Origin of the sequence: Rhodococcus sp. NPDC056506 (assembly GCF_042794945.1) — a bacterium.
Lineage (GTDB): Bacteria > Actinomycetota > Actinomycetes > Mycobacteriales > Mycobacteriaceae > Rhodococcus_F.
Window position 1 is genome coordinate 120,725 of record NZ_JBHTSW010000005.1, and the last position, 19,407, is coordinate 140,131.

At 60.6% G+C, this 19,407-nt stretch carries 19 protein-coding genes; 6 read left to right on the top strand and 13 right to left on the bottom strand.

The annotated features are described in order from the left end of the window. The first annotated feature begins 18 nt into the window (after positions 1 to 18). Positions 19 to 867: a sterol desaturase family protein gene (locus ACFQ6H_RS07175; RefSeq protein WP_378644977.1), complete on the top strand. Its 849-nt coding sequence runs from the start codon at positions 19 to 21 to the stop codon at positions 865 to 867. A gap of 18 nt (positions 868 to 885) precedes the next feature. Here the strand turns inward: ACFQ6H_RS07175 and ACFQ6H_RS07180 are convergent, their stop codons facing one another. Next, a complete protein-coding gene (locus ACFQ6H_RS07180; protein WP_378644979.1) occupies positions 886 to 2,193 on the bottom strand; it encodes an FtsX-like permease family protein in 1,308 nt (435 codons plus the stop codon). After that, positions 2,190 to 3,035, bottom strand: coding sequence for an ABC transporter ATP-binding protein (locus ACFQ6H_RS07185; protein WP_378644981.1), 846 nt, complete (start codon positions 3,033 to 3,035; stop codon positions 2,190 to 2,192). Before ACFQ6H_RS07185 ends, ACFQ6H_RS07180 begins: the two co-directional genes overlap by 4 nt. Here ACFQ6H_RS07185 and ACFQ6H_RS07190 point away from each other — a divergent pair. After that, positions 3,010 to 3,759, top strand: coding sequence for an AraC family transcriptional regulator (locus ACFQ6H_RS07190; RefSeq protein WP_378644983.1), 750 nt, complete (start codon positions 3,010 to 3,012; stop codon positions 3,757 to 3,759). The two genes, ACFQ6H_RS07185 and ACFQ6H_RS07190, sit on opposite strands and share 26 nt — an antisense overlap. A gap of 26 nt (positions 3,760 to 3,785) precedes the next feature. Here the strand turns inward: ACFQ6H_RS07190 and zapE are convergent, their stop codons facing one another. Next, positions 3,786 to 4,733 carry a cell division protein ZapE gene (zapE, locus tag ACFQ6H_RS07195; RefSeq protein WP_378644986.1) on the bottom strand — a complete coding sequence of 316 codons (948 nt, stop codon included), beginning with the start codon at positions 4,731 to 4,733 and terminating at the stop codon, positions 3,786 to 3,788. A 127-nt stretch (positions 4,734 to 4,860) separates the two neighbouring features. Here zapE and ACFQ6H_RS07200 point away from each other — a divergent pair, with 127 nt between their 5' ends. Beyond that, positions 4,861 to 5,427 (top strand): TetR/AcrR family transcriptional regulator, encoded by a 567-nt coding sequence (locus ACFQ6H_RS07200; protein ID WP_378448237.1) that lies wholly within the window; start codon positions 4,861 to 4,863, stop codon positions 5,425 to 5,427. 10 nt (positions 5,428 to 5,437) lie between these two features. Here the strand turns inward: ACFQ6H_RS07200 and ACFQ6H_RS07205 are convergent, their stop codons facing one another. Beyond that, positions 5,438 to 6,598, bottom strand: coding sequence for a lipase family protein (locus ACFQ6H_RS07205; protein ID WP_378644988.1), 1,161 nt, complete (start codon positions 6,596 to 6,598; stop codon positions 5,438 to 5,440). Between the two features lie 211 nt (positions 6,599 to 6,809). Between ACFQ6H_RS07205 and ACFQ6H_RS07210 the strand changes: the two genes are divergently transcribed. Beyond that, the gene (locus tag ACFQ6H_RS07210) at positions 6,810 to 7,604 is read left to right on the top strand and encodes a putative protein N(5)-glutamine methyltransferase (protein ID WP_378644990.1); all 795 of its coding nucleotides are present in this window, start codon (positions 6,810 to 6,812) and stop codon (positions 7,602 to 7,604) included. Here ACFQ6H_RS07210 and ACFQ6H_RS07215 read toward each other — a convergent pair. Genes ACFQ6H_RS07215 through ACFQ6H_RS07225 form a run of 3 tightly spaced genes read right to left on the bottom strand, consistent with a single transcriptional unit; the run spans position 7,595 to position 10,011 of the window. Continuing rightward, positions 7,595 to 8,227: a TetR/AcrR family transcriptional regulator gene (locus tag ACFQ6H_RS07215; RefSeq protein ID WP_378644993.1), complete on the bottom strand. Its 633-nt coding sequence runs from the start codon at positions 8,225 to 8,227 to the stop codon at positions 7,595 to 7,597. The genes ACFQ6H_RS07210 and ACFQ6H_RS07215 overlap by 10 nt on opposite strands. 30 nt (positions 8,228 to 8,257) lie before the next feature. Continuing rightward, positions 8,258 to 9,058, bottom strand: a complete 801-nt coding sequence (locus tag ACFQ6H_RS07220) for an ABC transporter permease (protein ID WP_003945537.1) — start codon at positions 9,056 to 9,058, stop codon at positions 8,258 to 8,260. Beyond that, entirely contained in the window at positions 9,055 to 10,011 is a 957-nt protein-coding gene (locus tag ACFQ6H_RS07225) for an ATP-binding cassette domain-containing protein (protein WP_378535022.1), read from the bottom strand. Before ACFQ6H_RS07225 ends, ACFQ6H_RS07220 begins: the two co-directional genes overlap by 4 nt. 526 nt (positions 10,012 to 10,537) lie before the next feature. On the opposite strand from ACFQ6H_RS07225, the gene ACFQ6H_RS07230 reads away from it, so the two are divergent. Next, on the top strand, positions 10,538 to 12,013 hold the full coding sequence (locus tag ACFQ6H_RS07230; protein WP_378546406.1) for a glycoside hydrolase family 71 protein: 1,476 nt from the start codon (positions 10,538 to 10,540) through the stop codon (positions 12,011 to 12,013). A 30-nt stretch (positions 12,014 to 12,043) separates the two neighbouring features. Here the strand turns inward: ACFQ6H_RS07230 and ACFQ6H_RS07235 are convergent, their stop codons facing one another. From ACFQ6H_RS07235 to ACFQ6H_RS07260, 6 genes are all read right to left on the bottom strand, one after another. After that, on the bottom strand, positions 12,044 to 13,504 hold the full coding sequence (locus ACFQ6H_RS07235; protein ID WP_378644996.1) for an MFS transporter: 1,461 nt from the start codon (positions 13,502 to 13,504) through the stop codon (positions 12,044 to 12,046). Next, entirely contained in the window at positions 13,501 to 14,349 is an 849-nt protein-coding gene (locus ACFQ6H_RS07240; RefSeq protein WP_378644998.1) for a mycofactocin-coupled SDR family oxidoreductase, read from the bottom strand. Before ACFQ6H_RS07240 ends, ACFQ6H_RS07235 begins: the two co-directional genes overlap by 4 nt. 103 nt (positions 14,350 to 14,452) lie before the next feature. Beyond that, positions 14,453 to 15,646: a serine hydrolase domain-containing protein gene (locus tag ACFQ6H_RS07245; protein ID WP_378645001.1), complete on the bottom strand. Its 1,194-nt coding sequence runs from the start codon at positions 15,644 to 15,646 to the stop codon at positions 14,453 to 14,455. A 126-nt stretch (positions 15,647 to 15,772) separates the two neighbouring features. Continuing rightward, on the bottom strand, positions 15,773 to 16,183 hold the full coding sequence (locus tag ACFQ6H_RS07250; RefSeq protein ID WP_047269632.1) for a VOC family protein: 411 nt from the start codon (positions 16,181 to 16,183) through the stop codon (positions 15,773 to 15,775). 134 nt (positions 16,184 to 16,317) lie between these two features. Continuing rightward, positions 16,318 to 17,319, bottom strand: a complete 1,002-nt coding sequence (locus ACFQ6H_RS07255; protein ID WP_378645003.1) for a helix-turn-helix domain-containing protein — start codon at positions 17,317 to 17,319, stop codon at positions 16,318 to 16,320. A 31-nt stretch (positions 17,320 to 17,350) separates the two neighbouring features. Then, positions 17,351 to 17,902, bottom strand: a complete 552-nt coding sequence (locus tag ACFQ6H_RS07260) for a GNAT family N-acetyltransferase (RefSeq protein WP_378645005.1) — start codon at positions 17,900 to 17,902, stop codon at positions 17,351 to 17,353. Positions 17,903 to 17,986: 84 nt separating this feature from the next. Between ACFQ6H_RS07260 and ACFQ6H_RS07265 the strand changes: the two genes are divergently transcribed. Then, positions 17,987 to 19,285, top strand: coding sequence for a DUF222 domain-containing protein (locus ACFQ6H_RS07265; RefSeq protein WP_378645007.1), 1,299 nt, complete (start codon positions 17,987 to 17,989; stop codon positions 19,283 to 19,285). Positions 19,286 to 19,407 lie beyond the last annotated feature (122 nt).

The window sequence follows — 19,407 nt, forward strand, 5'->3', positions numbered from 1 at the left end:
CCGTGCACGATCGAAAACATGCTCACGTTCATCGTCAGATACGGGTACGTCCCGTTCATGCTCTTGGGAATCAACGGAGCGGCAATTGCGCTCGCGGCATCCGGTGCGCCGAAATGGTCGCTGGTGGCGTTGATTCTCTTCGCCGTGGTCTGCTCTTTCGCGGCCGAACGGGCGCTTCCCTACGAATCTTCGTGGAATGCCCCGGGACCGGACAGGTTTCGCGACGCGGTCCATGCGTTTGTCAACGAATCTCTCATCTTGGTCAGCGTCGCGGTTATCCCGTTGATGGCCGCGGTGATTCCGTTCGACGGGTTGTGGCCGAACGGTCTTCCGTTTGTCGTTCAGGTTGTGTTCGCAGTACTGGTTGCGGATTTCGGCATCACCGTCGTACATCTGATCAGCCACAAGGTTGGATGGTTGTGGCGTTTTCACGCGGTCCATCACAGCCTCGAACGGTTCTACGGCATGAACGGACTCATGAAACATCCCGTGCATCAGACTTTCGAAACCGCCGGTGGCGTCCTGCCGCTGATCCTTCTCGGGATGCCCGTCCCGGTTGCGTCGGCACTCGCGGTGTGTGTCGCTGTCCAACTCCTGCTTCAGCATTCGAATGCCGACTACCGCGTCGGCCCCCTGCGTCCGATACTCGCCCTCAACGCCGGCCACCGATTCCATCACCTCAAGTGGGCGGGAATCGGTGACGTCAATTTCGGTTTGTTCACTCTCATCTGGGACCACCTGTTCCGTACCTACTCTTTCGATCCGGAAAAGCGATTCAGCAGTGACGATCTCGGTATGGCGGCCAAGCCCGACTACCCCGACGACTACCTCGGCCAGTTGGCCGAACCGTTCCGGAGACAGAACTGACGGACGAGGGGTTGAGATTCAGCCCGCGAGTACCCGTCGCATGACTGGCTTGGCTGCAAACGCACTGGCCAACACCAACGCGATCCCCACCGCCAGGGTGACGCCCAACTGAACCAGCGCCATCGGAGTGGTCAATACGGCTGCCCCTGCCAGTGGGAAGAGGAACAGCAGTGCAGCGCCGGCACCGGCCAGTGCCATCACCACCACGGGAGTGCGAACGTGCCTCATGCGGGCGCTGTCCATCACCTCGACAGGTGTGCCGGCCAAAGTCAGACTCCGATACAGCTCACGGTTGTCGAGGATCCCGGATACCTGGGTGAGCGCAGACGAGATGGCCGCCAACGTGAATGTTGCTCCGAGAGTGAACAACACCCCGGTTCTCATGTCCGCGAACAGGAACTCCTGCCCTGGCTGCAAATCCTGTCCCTCCCCGTTGCCTATCGCGGCGAGGAGAGACGTGCCTGCGGCAACAAAACTTGCCATCGTCACACCGCTGACCGTGCGCCACACAGCCTTCGGATTGTCCAAGACCCGACGCGCCGCAATCAGCGAAGCACCGTCTTTGGCACATTTGAGCATGATTTTTCCGAGCACCAAGATGACAAACGGACCGACCAGCGCAACAACGCCGAAACAGACACCAAGGCCCACCAGTATTGCCGCGATGCTTGCCGCGGAACCACCGAATGCACTCCATCCCAACAGAACCCCGACGCCCGCAAGAGCAAAGATCATCTTCGGTGCGGCGCTGGGATTACCCGCCGTGACGCCCAACGGGCTCACGAATACCTGACGCATCCCGAGCATCGACGTCAAAGCAGCCAGGACGGTCATACCGAATACGATGCCCACCAGAGGAAGTGCGCCTACCCAGAGCTCACTCCACTCGAAGGTCCGGCCTTGAAATCGCAAGAGGGCTACGAGTGGCAGCGCGAGGAAATACCCCAACACGCCGATCAACGCGCCGGCAAAACCCTGGATACCCGATTCCGCAGCGCACAGCGCGACAATCTGACGGGGCGTGGATCCGATGAGTCGCAGCGCCGCCAGGCGTTCGTCTCGACGACGGGCGCCCAAGCGGGCCGCCGCCAGACCGAGCGTGATTGCCGGGACGATCATCAACACGGAGGCAACCCCGGCGAGCGCGAGATATGCCTCTGACTCGGGTTCGCTCGATCGGCCCGCAAAGGCACCGTAGCCACCGAGAACCGTGAGCAACAGGGTGGTTGACGCAGCGAAGGCCGATACCGGGAGCGCGAAGGTACTCAACGCCTTTCTGCCTTCACCTCGCACCGTCAGCAGGGCGACACGCGCTGTGGCTTTCATGCCGCCACCTGTGTCCCGACGAGCGAGCCGGCCTGCATCATCATCGTACGATCACACCAGCGAGCAACTTCGACGTCGTGAGTGACGACGACCAACGCCGAACCGATCTGTTGAGCCGAATCACGCAACACCCTCATCACTTCCCAGCTTGTCTGTGCGTCGAGCGCACCGGTCGGCTCGTCTGCAAACAGGACTGCGGGTTTGGTCACCAACGCTCGGGCAATCGCGACACGTTGGGATTGCCCACCCGACATCTGACCCGGGCGACGGTCCTGCAGTCCGTCCAGGCCCAAAGGCGCGAAGAAACCGTGCGCCGTCCGCTTGGCTTCCGCGATGGACAACCCGTTGAGCACCAAGGGCAAAGCGACGTTCTCGATCGCCGGAAGCTCGGGCAGCAGCTGACCCGATTGAAAGACGAAACCGTAGGATTCTCGCCGAAGTCGACTCCGATCGTTCTCCCCGAGGTTCTCGATATGCCTACCGCTCAACAGGATCGCGCCCGAATCAGGCTTCACGATTCCCGACATGCAGTGCAGCAGAGTCGACTTCCCCGATCCTGACGGACCCATGATCGCCGTGGCCGTGCCCGCACGGACTTCCAGCGACACACCGCGGAGCACTGGAACGTCGCCGTACGACTTGCCCAGCGAGTGGACCGACAGGACTGCGGGTGATTGTGCGTTGTTCATGAGTACAGCCTCTCGCGTACCCCTCGCATACACATCGGCCCAGCGCACGATCTTCGAACTCACCTCGGTCCTACCGGAGGATGACCGGACCCCGAGCTCTGTCAGGGTCGTCACTATCATCGCTGACATGACCTGGTCCGGCGCCGTCCACATGCAGCCCGGAATTCTCATGTTCACCGGCGCCGTCGGATCGGCGCACACGCATGCTCACGCCGCTGTTCAGATCTTGATCGTCGACGACGGGTCAGTCACGGTCACCGACGGAGAGGGCCACAGTGAAATCGTGGGAGCCGTGATCGTTCCCTCCGGAGCAGTGCACTCGTTGTCCGCCACAGAGGGCGCGCGGGGGCGGGCGATCTATGTCGATTCCACCACCGGAATGGGCCGGCGCATCAGGCCGCCTGAATCCGACCACGGCGGTGTGCCCGAATGGTCAACTCGTGGACGGACTGCCGTAGCGATGACGGTCCGTGGCGTTGAGTCGGATCTGGAATACGCAGCGAGGCTCATCGATTCACTCTCCGAAAGCAAGCAGCCGTCGAGCGTACGCGCTCTTCACCCTGCTCTATATCTTGCTCTGACGCTACTGCCCGAGCGAATCTCGGGCCCGATAACGCTGACGGACACCGCCGCGCTGGTCTCCATCTCACCCGGCCGATTGGGAAGAATCTTCAACGATCAACTGCAGATGAGCTTTTCGACCTACATTCGTTGGTTGCGGCTACGACGTGCCATGGAAGTGATGAGCAGTGGCGCAACCCTGACAACCAGTGCACACGAGGCCGGCTTCACCGACAGCGCCCATCTCAACCGTATCTGCCACAGTATGTTCGGGCTCACGCCCAGCGCCGCGACCGGTGATCTCACCTGGAATTGACGCTGGGCCTTAACTGACGCTGGGCCTCAACTGACGCTGTCCAGCTCCGACCGCGCCAGTAGCGACAGTCGGCTGTAGAGGCGCGCCAATCCGGAAACGCCCCGAAGACTGCCCGCCACTTCCTCCACACCGGCAGCGGCATACACGGTCAGCCGTGCATCGACGTCGTGCAGAACATCGACGACGTTACCGAAGCGGCGGACAGCAAATTCCGAAGCTTCAGCGAGCGCCGGCACCCCGAAGATCACCCAATCGCCGAAGTGAGAGGCGAGCTCGAGGTAGTCGGCGGCCGAGGTCGAACCGCCGCACAGCACCTCGAAGTCGAACCAGACGACGCCGTCTCGAATCGCCGAGCATGCCAATGTGCGTGTGCCGATCGTCAATTCGACGTCCTCACCCGAAGGCCTCACGATTTCCGAGTCGACGAGGAATTCCCCTGTCGCAAACCGGTAGTCCCCGGCACTTGGTTGTCCCGCTGTCCGGTAGTCGACGGAGCCACCCAACTCGATCACCTCGAGCCTCTGCTCCATCAACTCGATGGACGGCACGAACTGTTCGTGAAAGAGCGGATTCGGAAGAAGCTCGGTCGGCGGGACATTGGACGTGGCAACAACAGTCACACCTTTCACGACGATCGTATCGAGAACCCTTGCCATGAACATCGCGTCGGCGACGTCGTCGATGTGGAACTCGTCGAAACAGAGCACGCGGATTCCGTCCACCACGTGGTCCAGCGCCGAACCCATCGATCCGAGTTCATGCGCCCGGGCGTGCAGGTTTGCAAAGAACCGATGAAAGTGAATGCGCCGCTTGCCGACCGGGAGCTCGTCGTAGAACTCGTCCATGAGCATCGTCTTCCCGCGACCGACGCTTCCCCAGAGATAGATCCCACCCCCGACCTCACCGTCGGAGATCCGAACCCGCAGTGCATCGAGGGCTTCACGTGCCGCCAACTGCTCTTCGTCCAGTAACATGAGGCTCCTCTACATCTGTAGAGTCGAGGCTAAAGACCGAAGACAAATCAAGTCAATGTGACCCTCACGACGCACCATCAGCAACATTCAACTCCGGCAGCATGCAACATCGACAGCAAGGAACGACATGAAGCCCGATCGCAGAGCCCTCATCGCGGCATCCGCCGTCACGATCATCGCCGAGCAGGGCCCGCGTGCACTCACCCATCGGGCGGTTGATCAGTCCCTGGAACTTCCTGCCGGTTCGACGTCGTACTATTTCCGCACTCGCGAGGCACTTCTCGAAGCAACTGCATTGCACATCGTGCACCGGTCACGTTCGACTTTCGACGAACTCCGAGAAGGGCCCGGAAATCCTGCCGCCCTGACGGCCGAGTATCTCGACGATCTTCTCTCGCACCGCAGAAACGAATTGATCGCTCGATACGCACTGCTCGTGGAAACTCCCCGAGATTCGGCATTGCACCAACTCCTCGAAGGCAGCCTGTTTTCACAGGAGAAGGCAAGACCTATCTTCGACACCATTGGCGTTGACGATCCTGACGTCGCCGCCGCAAATTTCCTGAGCCTTCTGGAGGGCTTGATCTTCGACTACTGCCTCGGAGCACGTAGCCGAGATCCTCGCTCCTCCGAAACCGTTCGGCAACTTCGGATCCCGATCGACATCTTTCTGCGCGGAGTTGGCGCCACCTGAAAGACAGTGGTCAGCAGAGGCTTCCGGTGCAGGGCCTTTGACCAGAGAACAGTGCCGCGACAAACGGGGTGCTATCTGGAACCGAAGCCGGAACGGTTCCCAGGTGATCCGTGGGATAGGTATGGAATGCAAAGTCCACGCCGTTGGCAGCAAGGTCAGCAGCAAACTTCAAAGTCAGTGGCGCCGGAACATCGATGTCCGAGAGTCCCTGACCTATGAAGAACGGGCGGTCGTATCCTGCGGTCGGCACAGTGAGCAGCTCGCGCGCAGCGTCCATGAACGTCGGATTGTCCAGCGACTTCGACAGCACCTGACCGAGCGTGACGGTTCCGTATTTGGTGCGCGCCTCGGTGTAACACATGTTGTTCTCGACGTCGTCGAGGATGGTCCTGCCGAGCGGGGTCAGATACGAGTCGATGTCGATGTCCGGACGCGAAGCACGCAATCCGTCAAGAACATTCGCAATGTAGACCGTCGTACCCTTGAGTGGAAGTGCCGGGAAAGCGGGGCCACCGAGCGGTAGAAGATTTTCGATGTTCGAGGGGACACCAGTGGCGACAGCGCCGCGGTAGTCCAACTCCGGCGCGTAATCGGTGGCAAGAGAAGCAGTGAACATAGTCGCCTGTCCACCCTGTGACTGCCCCATCGCTACCCAGGCGCTCGACAGGTCGTCGTCGACCGCACGAGCGGCACGCACCATGTCGACAACGCTGTGCGCAGCGGAACGACCGTCGAGATACGGATGAACACCGGGTGTTCCGAGCCCCACGTAGTCGGTGGTCACGACCGCGTATCCCTGCTCCAGCCAATGCCCGAGATGCGTCGCGGTCCGCTCGAGCGGAACGCTACTGCTCGGCGCACACTGATCCGCGACACCCACCGTTCCGTGCGCGTAGGAAATGACTGGCCAACCACCCTCGGGCGGAGCCCCCTCGGGGCGGTACACCACACCGGTACTCGTCATCGGCGCATCCTTCGGGCCCGTCGACCAGTACGTCACCTTTGTTGCGCTCACAGCGCCGGGGATCACCCGATCGGGGCCGAGCGGCTCGTGGCTCACCACGGAGCCCGGAAGATCATTCTCTTCCGCCGCGGCCGGCACTGTGACGGTCAACGCCACCAATGCGCTCGCGCCCAATCCGACGAGTGTCCTACACAGTCGCTTGCTCACGTGCCTTCTCCTACCGATTGCGTCGACAGTGCCGTACGTGGTGATCAGCCCCACATCAGCCGATCGAGTTCAGACCCTAGAACAGCCCTACCAATTGGTCAACCTAGATTCCCGCTGCACATTCCCCGTCGTCACGCGCCTGCTCCGGTAAGGTGGCGGTGTTCTATACATGCAGGTCCCCCGCGAGATCAGGAGGCCGAAAGGCTCTCTCATGTCAGCGCCTGATCTCCCGACCTCTCCCCCTTCGCAGCAGAATTCGGTGGCCGCGATCCTCCGGGCAGCAGGTTGCGTGTTCGCCGAGGACGAAGCTCGCTTACTCCTCCACGCCGCACGCTCGCGCGACGAACTCGACGCGATGATCTATCGACGAGTTGCCGGCGAGCCACTCGAGCCTGTCATCGGGTGGGCCGAATTTTGTGGCTTGCGCATCCACATCGACCCTGGAGTATTTGTCCCCCGCCGACGCACCGAGCTCCTCGCTCGACAGGCCTGCACACTCGTCGACTCGGGAAGCATCGTCATCGACATGTGTTGTGGTTCAGGAGCTGTCGGGGCTGTTGTGCAGGCGAAGATCGATACTGTCGATCTCTACGCGGTGGACATCGAACCGGCAGCGATTCGGTGCGCTCGCCAGAACATCGCACCGCCCGAGCGTGTACTCGAAGGCGATCTGTACCGCCCACTGCCGACGAAATTACTCGGTCGCGTGGATGTCGTCGTCGCCAATGCACCTTACGTCCCCACCGATTCAATCCGACTCATGCCGCCCGAAGCGCGACTTCACGAACCGCGAGTCTCGTTGGACGGCGGCCCCGACGGCCTGGACCTGCAGCGTCGCATCATCGCCGATGCTGCGCCGTGGCTACGACCGGGCGGCCATCTACTCGTCGAGACGAGCACGGAGCAGGTCGAGATGACCGTCGAAACATTCACTCGGGGAGGGTTTCTCACTCGTGTGGCGGCCTACAATGAAACCGCATCAACCGTGGTGATCGGTCAGCGTTGACGGCGATCGAATCCTGAAGGCACAGACCAGTTCCGAGCGTGGGCGGCAAAGCCGTCGACAAAAAGCCCGAACGCGCGATCGACGCGAGCCCGGTCCCCCGTGGCCAGAAGATCCATCGACAAACCCCGCATTTGCGAAAGCAACAAGGTAGCGACCGACGAAACATCCTCCTCGGGACAGCCCGCTTGCCGTAGTCCGGTTTCCAGAGCTTCGATCCAATCGCCCACGAAACGGTCCAAAAACCGTCCGTAGCGTTCGCGATCGCCGAGCGCGAGGGCGTAGATCTCGACCATCACTCGGAATCGGGGCAGGACCTCCGGTGTCGTACGTTCGGTCCACCACGCGGTCAGCACTGTCGCCGGATCGATCCCCGCTTCCATCGGGACCGCAAACGGAATGGACTCGCTACGCATGTTCTCGATTACCTCGGAGAGCAGATTCTCCTTGCTCTCGAAATGGTTGAGCAACGACGCATGCGACACACCTACGGCTTTGGCGAGCTGCCTCACCGTCAGTTCCCCGACACCGTTGTCGATGACATACCGGGTCAATGCGTCGAGCAACTCCTCACGTCGCCCGGCGTATCTCAGGCTGCGTTTGTCGATGCGTTCAGACTCCGGCACATACCTACCCTACCGGCCGGAACCACCAGGTCAGCGGCTGACTGCCTTCTGATAGCGACGAATAGCGAACGGTACGAAGACGATCAGCAAACCGAAAGTCCACAACAACGACGCGATGACCGGGTTCTGCAGTGGCCACGCATCCGGAACTGTCATCGCAGGGTTGGTGTTGCCGAACAATTCACGCACCGCCTGAGTCACCGCCGACACCGGATTCCATTCGGCGATCACTTTGAGCGGGCCGGGAAGATTGGTGGTCTCGACAAAAGTGTTCGCGATGAACGACAGCGGAAAGATGACGATGAAGCTCGCGTTGTTGAATACCTCCGGCGTCCGGATCCAAAGCCCGACAACAGCCATGACCCATGACAACGCGTACGCGAAGAACAGAAGTAGCGCATAACCCGCCACCGCTTCGAGGAAGCTGGAATGGATACGCCACCCCACCAGAAGACCGGTCAACGACATGACCACCAAACTGATGACGTTGATCAACACGTCACTTGATGTTCGTCCGGTCAGCACGGCGGACGGAGCCATAGGGAGCGATCGAAATCTGTCGATGATTCCTTTCTGGATGTCTTCGACCATCCCCAAGCCAGTCCAGGTAGCACCGAATATGACTGTCTGGGTGAAGATTCCGGCAATCAGGAATTCTCGATACGACGTACCCGGGACGGAGATCGCGCTGCCGAAGACGTATGCGAACAAGAGCACGAACATGATCGGCGACAGAGTGGTGAACACCAGAAGATCCGGAACGCGCTTGATCTTGATCAAGTTTCGCCTGGCGATGGTCAAACCGTCTTCGAGCGCCATCTGCACGGTCATTTCTGATCCTCCAGTTCAGCCTGGTGCCCGGTCAGTGTAAGGAAGACATCGTCGAGAGTAGGTCTGCGCAGACCGACGTCGAACACCCGGATGCCTCGTGCCGACAGAAGATTCAGCGCTGCGACCAACGCATCGGTGCCGTCGTCGACAGGAACGGTGACGCGACGAACATTCTCTTGAACCTGAATGTCCCCGACGGCAAGCGAACGCAATTCCTCTCGGACGATGTCGAGGTGCTCGACCTCGTGCACGCTCAATTCGATGCGCTCGCCGCCGACCCGCGCCTTCAACTGATCTGCAGTACCGCGCGCAATGACCGAGCCGCGGTCGATGACGGCGATCTGGTCGGCCAACCTCTCGGCTTCCTCCATGTATTGCGTCGTGAGCAACAGCGTGGTCCCCTGAGCCACCAACCCTTCGATGACGTCCCAGAGACCGAGTCGCGCCCGAGGATCGAGGCCGGTGGTCGGCTCGTCGAGAAACAACACCTGCGGGCGAGCAACCAATGCGCCGGCGAGATCGAGACGGCGGCGCATTCCACCGGAGTAGCCCTTGACCGGCCGATCGCCGGCCTCCACCAGATCGAACTGCTCGAGCAATTCACGCGCTCGGGCCTTACTGCTTCGGGCGCCGAGGTGATACAGCCTCCCGACCATATCCAGATTCTCGTAACCCGTCAGGTACTCGTCGACCGCGGCGTATTGACCCGAAGCTCCGATCTTGGATCGCAACGCCCGCGCATCCTCGACCACGTCCAGCCCGGCAACCTCGGCGCGACCACCGTCCGGAATGAGCAGCGTCGTGAATATCCTTACCGCAGTGGTTTTTCCGGCACCGTTGGGACCCAACAAAGCCATCACCGAACCCTCGCGCACTTCCAGGTCGATGCCGTCCAATGCCGTGACCTCGCCGTACTTCTTGACCAGCCCCTCGGCCACAATCGCTTCGGTCATGAGCCCTCCCGCATCGGTAATCCGTCGGTAGTCCGTTCCCCAGTGTGACCCAGGAGGCCGACACATTCCAGGAAATTTCGTCAGTTGGCGGGCTGCAATCACCTCGCCGGTTTCGCCGGTGGCTTTCGGTCACGAGGTACGGCACAAGCCGCACGTCCCCGTCCTGTCCAATACAGCCGGTAAACTTCACTAACCTTTCGACCGAAATACACCCGAAAGAAAAACTCGAAATTTCTCGAATAAAGATCATTTTCGGGTATTCACGACAGGCACGGCAGCGTTACACTCGTACCGCAAGTGACACTCGGCCCAATGGCAGCGGCTATCTGGTGTCGAATCTCGAAATGAACCAAGCAGAGGCCGAAAAGAATTGAATCACCGATTCAGTGCACGCGGGGAAGACTCACACTTCGGGGGATCGAGAAAGGCTGACTGCGCCATGAGCGTCCGAACTCCATGCACCAGAACTCAATGCATCCGAAGAACGGCGAAATATTCCTTCGAGACGATCTGCTTCACACTGGCCGTGATTGTCGTGGCCGCACTGATCTCCGCGTACGACACGCAACCACGCTCCGCGCCGACGTACACACCGACTTCGTTCTCTGCGAATCCCGAATCTGCAGCGTTGCCCTTCGACATACCGCCGAAGTCAGCACTCAACGGGAAGTTGGTTTTCGCTCACTACTTCCCGCCATATCCGGTATCGATCGACAATGCGAATCCATCCGGTGATTATTATGCGACACAATATCTTACGGTCAACGGCGAGAACAACAAGCACGTCCGCTACGGAGGATTCCTCCGCGATCGGCCGAGTCCGCGGCAACCCATCGCCGATGCACAGTGGCGCCAACGCGATCTCGAAAACGAGGTTCGTTCGGCGATCGCTGCGGGCATCGACGGATTCTCCGTCGATATCATCGCCAAGGCAACCGACACGAGTTGGTGGGGTTCCACTGTGCCCACTGCACTGATCAAAGCGGCGGCGTCGGTCGATCCGAATTTCAAGATCATGCTCATGCCTGATATGAACGGCGCGTTCAAAAACATGACCGCCGCCCAAATGGCAGCTGAGATGAAACCGTATTCGTCCATGGCTTCATCATTCAAATTGAACGACGGACGGCTCGTGATATCGCCATTTCTTGCCGAAAACAAGACTGCGGGCTGGTGGTCGGAATTCATGACTATAATGAAGAATTCTTACGGAATAAACGTGGCATTTGTTCCGGTTTTCCTCAACGCTGCAGCCAACCGGAATTCTTTTGCATCGATCAGCTACGGAATGTCGAATTGGGGTAATCGAAACCCGGCAGGAAATCCGCTCTCGGCCTCGAACCCGAACTCTCCGATGGGACTTGCCGCTGCCGCTCACTCCTTGGGGAAGATATGGATGCAGCCAGTCGCCTTCCAAGACGTTCGTCCGAGTCAGTCGATCTACGACGAGGCACAGAATTCACAGAATCTGCAGAACATGTGGCAGATCGCGATTGCGTCCAACAGCGAATGGGTACAGCTCGTCACCTGGAACGACTACAGCGAGGGAACGTCGTTCGCGCCCAGCGCCGGTCATGGACGCGCGTTGCTCGACATGAGTTCCTACGGGTTGTACAGCTTCCGCACCGGCGCCTCACCCGCGATAGTTCGCGACACCGCCTATCTCATCTATCGCAATCAGTCGGTCTCCGCGGTCCCCACCAACCGTTCTGCCGCCCCTATGACACTGCGCCAATGGTCATCTCCCGCTCGCGATACCGTCGAAGTTCTTTCCTTCTTGACCGCGCCTGCGGTCGTCAAAGTGACAGTGGGAAGCACAACAACCACCTGTAATGCTCCGGCCGGGATGAGCAGCTGCATCGCACCGTTGAAGGTAGGTGCTATCAAAGCCACAGTCGTTCGCGGCTCGACCGAGGTGTCCCGGGTGAGTTCACACGCTGCGGTAACGGCCACACCGTACAACCAGAATCTCGAATACCTGGTCGATTCCAGTAGGAGATAGCGGTGACGAGGATCGGGTGAGTACCTCGGCTCACCCGATCCTCGTTACACCGTCGGTTTCTGCTGCAGTAGGCAACTCGGACACAGATACCGCACCCGTCCGATCCACCCTCACTGCCAACGTCACGGCTGCGGCCAATGCCGATACACCCGCTCCGATCCAGTACAAAACCGCGAACGAATGCAGGGTCGGTACAGCGGTCGCGCCGATCACCACCGTCGAACTGGCCAATACCGCTGCCGCAACAGCGCTTCCGGTGGAGGTACCGACCGAGCGGAGCAAGCTGTTGAATCCGTTGGCCGACGCAGTCTGATGGATGGGTGCAGATTCAGTGATCAGCGTCGGCATGGCTGCAAGAGCAAATGCCACACCGGCGGATACCACGGCTGCGCCGATCACGATATTGACCAACGTCGGCGTCAACAGCACACGCAAGACGTATCCGATTGCAATGACGATCGCACCTGACGCCAACGTGGCCTTTGCTCCCCATCGCCTCGTCACCTTCGACGACACCGGCGCCAATCCGATCATCAGAACTCCGCCCGGCATCATCGCCAATCCGGCTTCGGCGGCTGAGAGTCCGAGACCGTCAGCCGACGCGAGGGGCAACTGAAGTTCCTGCGTTGCCGCCAATGCGCTGATGAACATGGCAAATCCGAGTAACACCGCGCAGACGTTCGAGACGAGAATCGGGGCGCGAAGGGAAGTCCGCAGATCCACCAACGGTGCCGGCGTGTGCAGTTCCCACGGAATCCATCCACCGAGCAAGACAACTCCGGACGCGACCAGAACGAGAACCTGGAGGCTTCCCCAGCCCCATTCGGTTCCCTTCGAAACGGCCAGCAGCAGTGCAGTCATGGCGAATGTGAGGACTGCGGCTCCCAGAAAGTCGAAGCGTCCTCGACTTTTCACAGCCGATTCCGGCACCACCAGCGGCAAGACGACTACCAGTACAACCCCGAATCCACCGGTGACCCAGAAAAGCGCGGGTAATCCCCAATGCGCCGAGATCACCCCCGCCATCGGCATGCCGAACATTCCGCCGATACCCAGCGTTGCGCTCATGAGAGCAACTGCACCACTGAGCTTTTCCGGGGGAAGGACATCGCGCATGATGCTGATTCCGACGGGCAGAAGCGCCGTCGCGAAGCCCTGCAACGAGCGACCGAGAATCAGTAGCCAGAAACTCTGGCTGAGCGCAGCAACCACGCAGCCGACGATCATCACCGCGAGGCAGACGAGCATCATCGCGCGCTTGCCGAACATGTCGGCGAGTCGGCCGATGAGAGGGGTCGCGACGGCACCGGTCAGCAACGTCGAGGTCACCAGCCAGGAAGCGGTGGACGACGATACTCCCGATGCCGTCGCGAACGCAGGCAGGACCGGCACCACCAAGGTCTGTTGCAGCGCGACCACCACACCGCTCAGACTCAGGACGCCGACGACCCACCCGGTCCGCGCTTTCGCGCGAACAGTCTTGTCCGTCAAGCGTTCGAGCGAGCGGCTACTCCGGCGTCGACAGGAACCACGATGCCACTCATGTGGGCACTCGCGTCGGCGGCGAGGAACAGGACGACTCGCGTGACCTCGAAGGGATCCAGCCAACCGATCGGCTGCGCGTGCAAGGTCGCGTACACAGGTTCGACGTCGTCTGCCGTAGGCGATTCCAGGTCCGGCCGCATCATTGCGTACATCATGTCGTTGTGAATCATCGGCGTCGAGATATTGCCCGGTGCAATAGCATTCACGGTCACACCCGAGTTGGCCAGTTCGAGTGACACACTCTTCGTCAAACCGATGACACCCCACTTGGAGGCGCCGTACGCCGCCATCTGGGTGCCACCGGATCGACCCATCATCGAGGAGATCGTGATGATGCGACCGTAACCACGTTCCGCCATTCCGCCCGACACGGCTGCCACGGTATTGAACACACCGGTCAGGTTCGACGAGATGACCTCGTTCCACTGGGCCGACGTCATCGACGTGATCGGAGCGGGCACGGACACACCGGCGTTCGCGACGGCGATGTCGACGCGGCCGAACTCGGCTTCAGCGCGGGCAACGAGCGCATCCATTGCCTCCCGATCGGCTGTGTCAGCCTTGACTGCAATACACTGACGACCGGTGGCCTCCACCAACCTGACGGTTTCCTTCAGGTCTTCCTCGGTTGCGAGGGGGTAGGCGACGACATCACTGTTCTCGCACCGATCGCAGATCACGATGTCGGCGCCACGCTCCGCGAATGCGATAGCGTGGGCGCGGCCCTGACCGCGTGCGGCACCGGTGATCAGTGCAACTTTTCCTTCGAAGCTGCCTTCGAGGCTGTTCATGCCGTCTCCTAGTTCGTCGTATGCCAGCGTGCGCTGTACTGCATGCGTACTCCGAACCTGCCCGAAAGAAACTGTCGATCCCGGACAGCGGGAATCTAGCCGATCACTGGTAGACGGCGGTCTCGAATTCCAGGTATCCGTTGATGGATCCAGCGTCCGCGAACGGCAGAATCTGCGTTGCCCAGAACCCGCCGACGCCGGTCTGCCGGTCGATCCAGTAGTAGAGGTTTGCAAGACCCGCCCAAGCCAGTGATCCGGCCGGTCGGCCGGTGGGTGCCACCTCTTCATTTGTCATGAAGGAGTATGCCCATCCCTTTGGTACGCCGGGGAAGAATTCCGCATCGTTGGACAGTGTCGGAAGAACTCCGGGCAACAACCCCACGTGCTGGCCTTCGAGTCCGTTCCGTACGGCTGCAGCGACCGTCTCCGGCGCCAACACGCGGCCCGCAGTACCCGCGCCGTCGTTCAGCCACATACGGATGAACTTCATGTAGTCGCCGACAGTGCCGTGCAAACCGTGACCACCCATGTGCACCTCGGGCTCAGCCGGAAGCTCGAATCCTATGAGCGGAGTGAGGCTTCCGTCGCTCTCGCGCTGATGGATCGGCGCAAGTCGATCCTTCATCGACGGGCTCATCGTGAATGCCGTATCCGCCATCTCGAGAGGTTCGAAGATGCGCTCGCGCATGACATCGCCGAGCTGCTGACCTCGAATCGACTCGACGACCTGTCCGGCCCAGTCGATGTTGGTGCCGTACTCCCACTTCTCACCCGGGTCGAAGAGCAGCGGCGTCGTGAGCGCGGCTTTGCTGCACGTGATCACGCTGGGCTGCCCGTGCTCCTGCGAAAGCCGATTGTAGGACTCGTTGAAGAAGTCGTACCCGAACCCTGCGGTATGAAGAAGAAGCATTCGAGTGGTGATGTCTCGCTTGGGTTCCCGAAGAACAGGGTTTCCGCCGGCGTCGAAACCGTCCAGGACCTTCAGCTCACCAATTTCGGGGATATAGGTCGCAGCGGGCGCATCGAGATCGAGCAACCCCTCCTCCACACACTGCAGGACAGCGGTACCGGTGATCGCCTTGGTCGTGGAGAAGAGCGCAAAAGTTGTATCTAGGGTCATCGGTTCGCCGTGACCGAGAGTCCGCTCACCGGCTGCACCCTCGTAGATGTTGCCTTCTCGATCCGTGATCATCGCGACGACACCCGGGACACGGTCAGCCCCCTGAGTTGCTCGCGCCAGCACGTCGTCGAGGCGAGGCTTCGAAAGAGGTTTCCGCGCAATATCTTCGATCGTCACTGCATTTCTCCATCCGACTCGCAACTTGTCTTGTCGAACAGAATGTAACGGCGATCACATGCCCGGTTCTGCCTCGAAACGGCAGGAAAACTGTCTCGTTTCGGCAGAACCGGGCAGAGCTTGGAGTCAGCTCTGGGGCGCTCCGATATTCACCAGCCAGGAAATGCCGAATTTGTCTGTACAGGCGCCGAATTCGTCGCCCCACATCTGCTTCTCGAGTGGAACGCTCACCGTTCCCGTTCCCGACAACTGCTCCCAGTACCCGCGCAGCACGTCACCGTCGTCGCCGCTGAGGCTGACCGTGATGTTGTCGCCTGGGTTGTACGGCATGCCGGGCGGAGTGTCGGCACCCATCAGGGTGTATCCCTGATCGGTTTCGAGCATTCCGTGCATGATCTTGTCGCCGCCTTCACCGGGATTGCCGAATTCACCGAACGTGCTCAGCGCCAGCGTGCCACCGAAGATTTCTTTGTAGAACTCCAACGCCTCACGGGCATTGCCGTTGAAGCTGATGTACGGATTGAGTCGAGTTGCCATGACGTACTCCTAGCTCGTGGGATTGCTGTCACGTTCGAATTCAATCCTTGCAGAACGCTCCGACACGAAACAACGGATCAAGGCAGTTCATCCACTGTGTAAACCGATCGTCATGACCGTTCAAACAGCTGTCCTCAGAATCGGTTCCGAGTCTCGGAAGGTAGCTCCCCGAACCGTTTCCGGTATGCCGCCGCAAACATCCCCAGATTGACGTAACCCCAGGCGTTGGCGATTTCGGAGACGGTTCTCCCGTTGGAGCGCAACAGTTCGCTGCGTACTCCCTCCAGTCGACGAGCGCGCAGTCGTTGACCCGGCGTGGTGTCTCGGTATCGTCGAAATCCCGCAGTGAGCGCTCGGACGCTGACGCCCACTGCAGCCGCGATCTCCGACGCCGTCGGCACCGAGCGCGCGAAGGTGTCGATGTACTCCTCTGCCGATCGCACGTAGGCCGGTTCGGCGGAGGCGACGTCGACGCCGAGTTGCAACCCGGCCTGCGTCGCCCACTCGTCGAGAAGCTGAGCCGTGATGAGTTCTTGAACCCTGACACCCAACCTTTCACCCGACATCGCGTCGGGTGACTCTGCAATTGCGCGAACAACGTAGTCCATCAATGCCAGCCAACTCGAGCCACGCCCACCGATCGTGCACTTGTGCCGCCACAGGCGGTCATCGGGAACTACCCCGTACCACTGTTGGGCGTGATCGGCGACAAGCTGATGCGGCACAGTGAGATTCAGCTGCATATGATCCTCGTCGAATTCGACGAAATAGTCGGTCCGGCTGCAGTCTGCGACAAAGGTCTCCCCCACTCCGGTATTCGCCGCAGCGCCCCGTCCGAGAGCATGTCGACCGTTGCCCCTGATCGTCGTCAGGACCAGAATGTTTCCGGCTTCAGGCGAACATTCACCGACGGAGACCGGAATCCCGTAACAGAATCTGGTGACGTCGATCTTGCCGACTGCCGCCGAGTACATGTCCGAAGCCGGCTTCAACCGACTTCCGATCGGCGTCACCGTATAGGGCATGTAAATGTTGTCGGACCACTCCTTGATGCGGTCCCAGTCCTGAGAAAAGGCCTGATGATGCTGCATGGTGGGCCGACCGGCCACGTCGATGAGCAAGGCGTCCTCGAACATGGTTCGAGTATCGCACCAGGGCCGGGGAAGGTCACGCAAAGTCAGGTGGCGTGATCTCTGCTCGTACGGCGGCAAAAAGCAGCGAATCGACCGCGGTCCCCCGGATCACCATGTGCGCCCGCATCAGTCCCTCCTCCACCATGCCGATTTTGGCGAGCACCGACGCCGACGCCGAGTTCTCCGGGCGACACGTCGCCTGCACTCGCTGCGCTCCAAGGCGGGAACAGGCGAGTTCCAGAACCGCGCGCGCTGCCTCGGACGCATAACCCTGCCCCTGAAACTTCGGGTTCACGACAAAACCGAGTTCCGCCCGCCTGTGCACGGTGGATACTTCCCACACAGCTACCGAACCAATGACCGTTCCATCGGCCTTCGACGTGATGGCCAGGGTGAACGAGCGACGTTCGACGAGCGCAGCTTCGAGCGCCGCATCGGTAAGGAACGCCCTGGTCATCGCGGGAGTGTTCGGACCCCAATCAACATGTCTACAGACGGCAGGGTCGGACGCGTACTGATGGACGGCCTCTTCATCCTCGGGCGTGAAATCCCGCAGAACAAGGCGTTCCGTAGACAACGTGAACATCCAGCGATCCTAGATCGGGTTCGAAATATCCCTTGACTCGAACGTGTGTTCGAGTATTGTTGGGGATGGGGATCGGGGGATTCTATGAGTGTCTTGTTGTCGGACGTGGTGTCTGGTTCCGCGGTGGGGTTGCGCGGACGCCTGTGGCAGTTGTCTGCTGCCGAGTTGCGTGAGGCTGCGGTGTCGGCGAGTGCGGAGATTCTGCGCCTGGAAGCCGTGCGGGTGGCGGTGGTGGACGAACTGTCGATGCGCCCGGATGATCAGGTGATCGCGTCCCGCGGGGTGGGTGCGTGGTTGGCGGCGAACACGATGTTGCAGGTTCGGGATGGGAAGAAGATCGCCGCCCTGGGTGCGGCGCTGCGGCCGTTTCCAGCGGTGGCGGCAGGCTTCGATGTTGGGGATTGCTCGTTCGAGCATGCCGTGTTGATCGTGGCGTTTTGTGAATCTCCGCCGAAGGGGATGCCGGAGGAGGCGCTCCCTCGCTGCATCGACCTGCTGCTCGCAGCAGCCTCGGGTGTGGAAGCGACAACGACAAAAGTGCGGCATGTCATCGCGACCCTGGAGCGCGTTTTCGAATCCGATGAGATTCCGCCCGCCGAAGACGTGGATCTCAATGAGCTCCGCATCGCATCGACGCTCAACGGTCGGGTAGTGGTGCGAGGCGATTTCGACGCCCTCACCGGCGAAATGCTGCTGTCGGCGTTGTCGAATCTGACGATGCCGACCCCGGCGCCCGACGGAACTCCGGATGCACGGTCGGCGGCGAAGCGGACCGCGGACGGGTTCACCGAACTGATCCGCCGGTACCTCGACTGCGCCAAGACCGGTACCGACGGCGGCCAACGCCCGCACGTGAACGTGCACATCAACGCGCGCGATCTCGCCGAGCATCGGGACTGCGCCGCTACGCCTTCTGATGGTGAAGAGTCTCGGTCGGATCTTGATGTCGGGCACATGCCATGGCTCGGGCCGCTGTCGGTCTCGCAGACGCGGCTTCTCGGCTGTGATTGTTTCCTGTCGACTGTATTGCTCGATGATCACGGGGCGCCGTTGGATGCGAAACCCGGGAAACGGTTGGTCACTGCCGAGCAGAGAGTGGCGTTGATTACCCGCGACAAAGGCTGCGCCTTTCCCGGCTGCACATGCGTGCCCGCGTGGACCGATGCGCACCACATTAAGCACTGGGCCAACGGCGGCCCGACAGTGATCAGCAACCTGGTCCTGCTGTGCCGTTCACATCACCGCTTGATGCACCGCAAATCCGGGTTCGTCGGCAAGTGGGCGATTCGGATCGGCGTCGACAACAAACCGTGGTTCATCCCGCCACCCTCGATCGATCCGCAGCAGCACCCCAGGCCGGCGAACACCACCTTCAAAACGTGATGGTTCAAACCTCTTTGGCCACAACATAACACGGCCCGAGCACCGCATCGAAGGAGACCTCGATACGGTGCCAACAGGCCGTGACGCTTGATGAAGCTGTGCCCACGATCAATCAGCGTGAT

Bases quoted from the DNA above. Each gene is read 5' to 3' on its own strand.
- ACFQ6H_RS07185 (WP_378644981.1), bottom strand. From the start codon at position 3,035: ATGTGGACGGCGCCGGACCAGGTCATGTCAGCGATGATAGTGACGACC.
- ACFQ6H_RS07200 (WP_378448237.1), top strand. From the start codon at position 4,861: ATGAAGCCCGATCGCAGAGCCCTCATCGCGGCATCCGCCGTCACGATC.
- ACFQ6H_RS07180 (WP_378644979.1), bottom strand. From the start codon at position 2,193: ATGAAAGCCACAGCGCGTGTCGCCCTGCTGACGGTGCGAGGTGAAGGC.
- ACFQ6H_RS07190 (WP_378644983.1), top strand. From the start codon at position 3,010: ATGACCTGGTCCGGCGCCGTCCACATGCAGCCCGGAATTCTCATGTTC.
- ACFQ6H_RS07225 (WP_378535022.1), bottom strand. From the start codon at position 10,011: ATGACCGAAGCGATTGTGGCCGAGGGGCTGGTCAAGAAGTACGGCGAG.
- ACFQ6H_RS07260 (WP_378645005.1), bottom strand. From the start codon at position 17,902: ATGTTCACGTTGTCTACGGAACGCCTTGTTCTGCGGGATTTCACGCCC.
- ACFQ6H_RS07250 (WP_047269632.1), bottom strand. From the start codon at position 16,183: ATGGCAACTCGACTCAATCCGTACATCAGCTTCAACGGCAATGCCCGT.
- ACFQ6H_RS07255 (WP_378645003.1), bottom strand. From the start codon at position 17,319: ATGTTCGAGGACGCCTTGCTCATCGACGTGGCCGGTCGGCCCACCATG.
- ACFQ6H_RS07265 (WP_378645007.1), top strand. From the start codon at position 17,987: ATGAGTGTCTTGTTGTCGGACGTGGTGTCTGGTTCCGCGGTGGGGTTG.
- ACFQ6H_RS07175 (WP_378644977.1), top strand. From the start codon at position 19: ATGCTCACGTTCATCGTCAGATACGGGTACGTCCCGTTCATGCTCTTG.
- zapE (WP_378644986.1), bottom strand. From the start codon at position 4,733: ATGTTACTGGACGAAGAGCAGTTGGCGGCACGTGAAGCCCTCGATGCA.
- ACFQ6H_RS07210 (WP_378644990.1), top strand. From the start codon at position 6,810: ATGTCAGCGCCTGATCTCCCGACCTCTCCCCCTTCGCAGCAGAATTCG.
- ACFQ6H_RS07240 (WP_378644998.1), bottom strand. From the start codon at position 14,349: ATGAACAGCCTCGAAGGCAGCTTCGAAGGAAAAGTTGCACTGATCACC.
- ACFQ6H_RS07220 (WP_003945537.1), bottom strand. From the start codon at position 9,058: ATGACCGTGCAGATGGCGCTCGAAGACGGTTTGACCATCGCCAGGCGA.